A 6000-nucleotide genomic window follows, 5' to 3' on the forward strand; every position below is an offset into this window, starting at 1 on the left:
CCTTACAATGATTTATTCTGCTTCATGCTGATGATGAAAGGATCGAGTTTACATGTCAGATCAGAACGATAAGCTTAAACAACTGAAAACCTCCTCTATGGATCGACGCTTATCGATCGCAAAGGCATCCTTGCTGGCAGGCACGCGTTGGGCGGCTTCTAGTGCAAGCTCCATGTTCTCAAGCGAAGAAGAAAAAGAAAAAAAACGTAAAAAAGCCATGAAAGAACAGGCCGATTATCTGGTAGCGGAAATTGGCAAGCTGAAAGGGTCTATCGTTAAAATTGGCCAGATGATGGCGCTGTACGGTGAGCATTTTCTGCCAGAAGAAGTCACTCAGGCTCTAAATACCCTGAACAATCAGACGGTGGCATTGGCATGGCCAGCCATCAAGACCCAGTTACAGCAACAACTTGGTTCTAAACTCGACGATCTCACCATTGATCATGAACCTTTGGGCACAGCTTCTTTGGCACAGGTACATCGCGCTACCCGAAAATCTGACGGCATGGAACTGGTGTTAAAAATTCAATACCCAGGTGTGGCAGAAGCCATTGATTCGGATATGAGCCTGTTTAAAAATATGCTGAAATTGACCCGTATCGTGCCGCAGACCCGAGAATTCGACCAGTGGTTCGATGAAGTCCGTGAGATGATGCACCGTGAAGTAAATTATCAGATTGAAGCAGATACCACGCGTCGTTTTGCTGCACGTTTAAAAGATGATCCGCGCTATATCGTCCCGACCATTATTAATGAATATTGCTCTGATCGTGTGCTATGCATGACTTTTGAACGTGGTGTGCCGATCAATAGCCCGGTAATGTTATCCCTGCCCCAAGAACGCCGCAACCAGTTAGGGGAAGCCTCTCTGGAAATTGCAGTACGTGAAATTTTCGAATGGGGCGAGATGCAAACCGATCCGAACTTTGGTAATTATCTGGTTCGTCTGGGCAATGGTGCAGATGTGCACGACAAGATCATTCTGCTCGACTTTGGCGCGATCCGCCAGTTTGACCAGCATCTGCTCAGTGTTGCGCGTAACCTGATCCAGGCAGGCTATCATCATGACTCGGATATGATGGTCAAGGCGATGACTGGTTATGAGTTTTTTGATTCGATTCCGCAAAGCATCAAACCGGATATGGCCAAAGTCTTTTTACTGGCCACCGAAGCGTTTAGTTCACCGCTAAATAATCAAGAATTGCCAGCTGGCATCATGGATGAACATAATCGCTATGACTGGAAAAAAAGCCAGCTGCATAGCCGTGTGATGCAACAGGCATCGAGATCTATGGCTTCACGTTATTTCAGTGTTCCACCCAAAGAATTTATGTTTATTAGCCGTAAATTTATTGGTGCCTATACCTTTATGACCGTGATTGATGCCAAAACCAATGTGCGTGCCATGATTAAACATCATCTCTCTTAAAATAAACCAATATCAAAAAGACCCGGATAATTTTGTCATTCGGGTCAATTTTTAGACATATTCGATTTTTTATATTTTTATCTTTCTTTTAATTTTCATTGATTTATTCACCCCTTCCTTCAATCCCCTAAACCTAAAAATTGTCAATTAATCTTGTCACCTACGACATAGTTTTATATCTGAGCACATGTCAGTATTAAAAAAATAACGTGACAACACCTTTAGGATAATCAGAATGAATAATATGGTGAATAAAGCCCAAGGATTTGGCTTATCCCTACTGACAAAAATCGCGGGCAGCGAAGTATTAGATCAATTAAAACTGCGTAAATTTGTAGAAAAATCACTTTATCAAAGTTCAAAAGCAGGATTCAAAACCCTGAGTCAAACCCAGAAAATCCTGAAATCTGGCCAGAAGATTCAAAAACAGCGTCTGCCGCATCAGTCCAAATCCTTATTTGATCTGAACCTGACTGAAGAACAGCAAATGACCTGTAATGCCATGCAGCAATTTGCCCAAGAGGTGCTATATCCCTTGGCGCATGATGCAGATCAGCATGAATTATTTCCCCATGAACTCTGGCAATACAGCACTGATTTAGGTCTGAATTTCTATGCCCTGCCTGAAGCATTGGGGGGCGTTGCATCAGAACAGGATATTGTCAGCAATATTTTAATCGCTCAACATTTGGCTCAGGGTGATTTCAGTCTGACGGCTGGCTTACTTTCGACTTTTAGTGTCATTAACGCCATTACCCGCTGGGGCTCAGAGCAGATTCAGGCAGAATATCTGGGCGCTTTCGCAGAGAATCCTGAGTTAAAGGCCACCTTTGCAGTACAGGAAAAAACAGCAGCGTTTAACCCAGAGCAACTTAAAACCAAGGCTGTTGCACATCAGGGACATTATCTAATTCTGGGTGAAAAGACCTTAGTGCTCTTGGGAGAAAGTGCCGATCTGTATCTGGTCAGTGCTGATCTGGATGGCAGAGCTGAGGTCTTTGTGGTGCAACGCGACAGTACCATCACTGCGAAAAAATCGCCGGCTATGGGTTTAAAGGCCACTGAAAGCGTTACGCTCAAATTTGAAAATACTCCAGCTCAACGTCTGGGAGATAAAGATTTTGATTATGCAGCTTTTGTTGATCTGGGTAATTTAATGTGGTGTGCGATGGCAGTGGGCACCTGTGAAGCAGTCAAAAAATACTGTGTGCAATATGCCAATGACCGTATTGCCTTTAGCGAACCAATTTCTCATCGTCAGAGTGTCGCCTTTATGATTGCTGATATGGCCATTGAAATTGACGCGATGCAAATGCTGATCCTGAATGCCGCCAGTCTGGCTGAATCCGGTCAAGCTTTCCATCGTGAGGCTTATCTAGCGCGTCTGCTCTGCGCAGAAAAATCCATGAAAATAGGCACCGATGGTGTACAGATTTTGGGTGGTCATGGTTTTACCAAAGAACATCCGGTAGAACGCTGGTATAGAGACCTAAGAGCCACTGCCATTCTCCATTCTGGCTTACATGCCTGATCAGAACATAAAGAAGAACAATGATGAATCTACAAACTCCAAAAAAATTTAAGCTTTTGATTGATCAAGCACATGAAGTTGCCCTCAATGTTTTGCGTCCGATTTCACGTAAATATGACAAGGCTGAACATGCTTATCCGATAGAACTAGACATGCTCGCTTCTGTGGTCGACGGTATGAATCATAGTAGCGAAGGCATGAATGCCGGTGCAGCAGTCAATAAACGTGGCGATGCAGATACGACTAATAAAAATGGCATCAATATGTCTACCGCCCTAAGCATTATTGAAATGTGTTATGGCGATACTGGCTTATTACTCTCGATGCCACGCCAAGGATTAGGAAACTCAGCCATTGCAGCTGTTGCCAATGAGGAACAATTGCACCGTTTTCATGGAACTTGGGCCGCCATGGCGATTACCGAGTCAGGTTGCGGTTCAGATTCCGCTGCAATTCGTACCACTGCGACTAAAGACGGTGATGACTATATTCTGAATGGCGAGAAAATTTTTGTGACCTCTGGAGAGCGTGCTGATGCAGTGGTCGTTTGGGCAACTCTGGATAAAAAGCTGGGACGATCAGCTATTAAATCATTTGTGGTGACCAAAGGTACTCCAGGAATGAAGGTCGAACGACTGGAACATAAATTAGGGATTAAATCATCCGATACCGCCACGATCAGCTTGATCAACTGTCGAGTACCTGCTGCAAACTTGCTCGGTCATGCAGAAATCGATGTTGCTAAAGGCTTTGCTGGCGTGATGGAAACCTTTGATAATACTCGCCCGCTGGTCGCCGCCATGGCGATTGGTTGTGCGAAAGCCTCGCTGGAACGCATCAAGGAGATTTTTAAGGATCAGCTGGACTCCACTTATACCACACCGTATTTACAAAGCTCTAATATCGCAGCACAAATCTATCGTATGGAAGCTGAATGGGAAGCAGCACGCTTGCTGATGCTGAAGGCCGCCTGGATGGCCGATAATCACAAACCAAATTCACGTGAAGCCTCTATTGCCAAAGCCAAGGCCGGTCGGATCGGTAATGAAATTACCTTAAAATGTGTCGAACTGGCAGCAGCCATTGGTTATAACGAAACTGAACTTTTGGAAAAATGGGCGCGTGATTCCAAGATTCTGGATATTTTTGAAGGCACCCAGCAAATTCAGCAACTGATTATTGCCCGTCGGGAATTAGGAAAATCATCGAGCGAATTAAAATAATGATTGCTCATTAAATAGCGAATTAAACTTATCTAAATTGAATAAACGATGGCTTTTTTAAGCATTTAGCGTTATAAAAATTCATCGTTTTTTCAAAATAAAATCAGTCCAATATGTACTCTATTCGTCCTATTCAGCCTGAAGATAATGCTCAAATTGCAAGCATTATTCGTGGTGTTTCCCAAGAGTTTGGACTGGCAGCAGAATCTGGTTTTGCCGTAGGTGATTCTATTCTAGATGAACTATATCAAGTTTATCAGCAACCGGAATCAGCTTACTGGGTTGTTGTAGATCAACAAAATAAAATTTACGGTGGTGGTGGAATTGCGCCCTTAAAAGGTGATGCAACTATTTTAGAAATTCAGAAGATGTACTTTTTACCTGAAATCCGTCAGCAGGGTTTTGCCAAGAAAATTTTAGAATTATCCTGTGAATTTGCACAGGCTCATCAGATTAAGTCAGTCTATCTAGAAACAACTAAAGCGCTTTGGCAAGCGGTGAAACTTTATGAAAAATTAGGTTTTCAGCATCTTGATCATCCTCAAGGCAATACCGGACATAGTGAAGCCTGTGAAATCTGGATGCTGAAAAACCTTTCAACTTAGAGATTTTTTAGTAGATAGATAAAATTTGTACATTAATAAAGTGCTTTCATCAGCAGCAAGCTTGACTCTTGTATATAGGCTGCCTAACATCAAAATACGTTTATTCAGGCATGGAATTCACAGTTTGTTTTTTTCTCATCTATTAAATCCAATTAAATCTAAATGTTCACTATTTAATTCTCATTCTTTTAAATTTTCTTCTATTTTATTGGGCACTTTTCTTTTTGCGGGTTGCTCATCCTTGGGCGGAGGCTCGGTAGAAAAACGCGCAGCTAAGCTGTCTAAAGGCATTCAAACTGCTTATTCTACCCCATCCAGTACAGCTAATCGTGTTTCACCTTTAATTGTTCAACATGCACAAAATCAAGGTGTAGATCCGCTCCTAGTGGCGGCTGTGATTCATCAGGAATCTACTTATCGTAGCCAAGCAACTTCGCCAGCAGGTGCGGTAGGCTTGATGCAAGTGATTCCAAGATATTGGCAACAAACCTGCCCTGGTGATTTATACAATGAAAGCAGTAATATCCAATGTGGTACATATATTCTTTCTAAATATAATCAATCATCCGGTGACTGGAAGAAAGCGCTTGCCTATTATAATGTAGGTCCGTCAGGTTATGAAAATAATCGTAAAATGCGTAAACAAGGTAAACGTTATGCCAACCAAGTAAAACAGCATAAAAAAATGCTAAAAGACTCTCTCTAATGACTGAATAAAGAGAATTAATTTAACCATACTTAGGCTATTTTATTTAATATTTGGTAAATAATAATCGCTAATTGTCTCCATTAAAGTTTTTATCATGAAAGTATACCTACAACCTATTAATCTCAGCCATGATATATATATTCAGCTAAAATAGTCTGCAATAAAAAACCAGCGATTCGCTGGTTTTTTATTTTGTAAGGTTTATAAGATCAGCTTGTAAACTCTTATAGCGCTAGTTTTACAGAGATCCCAATAGATCAAACAAATTAACAGGAATTCTCTGTCTCAGAAGAATCTGATCAACTTTGAGATATAGATATGTTAAATATCTTATCTAAAATTCCACGCACAAAAAAATCCCCCTCTGCCTTAGCGGAGGGGGATTTTCGAATAATGAGCTGGCGATGACTTACTCTCACATGGGTAACCCCACACTACCATCAGCGCTAAGAGGTTTCACTTCTGAGTTCGGGAAGGGATCAGGTGGTTCACTCTTGCTATGG

Annotated in this window: 5 protein-coding genes and 1 rRNA gene; 5 read left to right on the forward strand and 1 reads right to left on the reverse strand. The window is 41.9% G+C overall.

Features of this window, described 5'->3' with window-relative positions; genetic code table 11:
• Positions 1-52 precede the first annotated feature (52 nt).
• The 5 genes from ACP7BU_RS10360 to ACP7BU_RS10380 all read left to right on the forward strand — a co-directional run bounded on the left by ACP7BU_RS10360 (position 53) and on the right by ACP7BU_RS10380 (position 5494).
• Complete coding sequence (locus ACP7BU_RS10360) at positions 53-1429, forward strand: ABC1 kinase family protein (RefSeq protein ID WP_004647106.1); 1377 nt, start codon at positions 53-55, stop codon at positions 1427-1429.
• Between the two features lie 244 nt (positions 1430-1673).
• The gene (locus tag ACP7BU_RS10365) at positions 1674-2960 is read left to right on the forward strand and encodes an acyl-CoA dehydrogenase family protein (RefSeq protein WP_425878600.1); all 1287 of its coding nucleotides are present in this window, start codon (positions 1674-1676) and stop codon (positions 2958-2960) included.
• A 23-nt stretch (positions 2961-2983) separates the two neighbouring features.
• The gene (locus ACP7BU_RS10370; protein WP_425878602.1) at positions 2984-4183 is read left to right on the forward strand and encodes an acyl-CoA dehydrogenase family protein; all 1200 of its coding nucleotides are present in this window, start codon (positions 2984-2986) and stop codon (positions 4181-4183) included.
• Between the two features lie 113 nt (positions 4184-4296).
• Entirely contained in the window at positions 4297-4788 is a 492-nt protein-coding gene (locus tag ACP7BU_RS10375) for a GNAT family N-acetyltransferase (protein WP_005100090.1), read from the forward strand.
• Positions 4789-4912: 124 nt separating this feature from the next.
• On the forward strand, positions 4913-5494 hold the full coding sequence (locus ACP7BU_RS10380; protein ID WP_425878569.1) for a lytic transglycosylase domain-containing protein: 582 nt from the start codon (positions 4913-4915) through the stop codon (positions 5492-5494).
• A gap of 399 nt (positions 5495-5893) precedes the next feature.
• Here the strand turns inward: ACP7BU_RS10380 and rrf are convergent.
• Positions 5894-6000: ribosomal RNA gene (gene rrf / locus ACP7BU_RS10385) — 5S ribosomal RNA — on the reverse strand; the annotation flags it as partial.

Source organism: Acinetobacter sp. 40AMC3-4 (genome assembly GCF_049898185.1).
In the GTDB taxonomy this organism is placed as follows: Bacteria; Pseudomonadota; Gammaproteobacteria; order Pseudomonadales; family Moraxellaceae; genus Acinetobacter.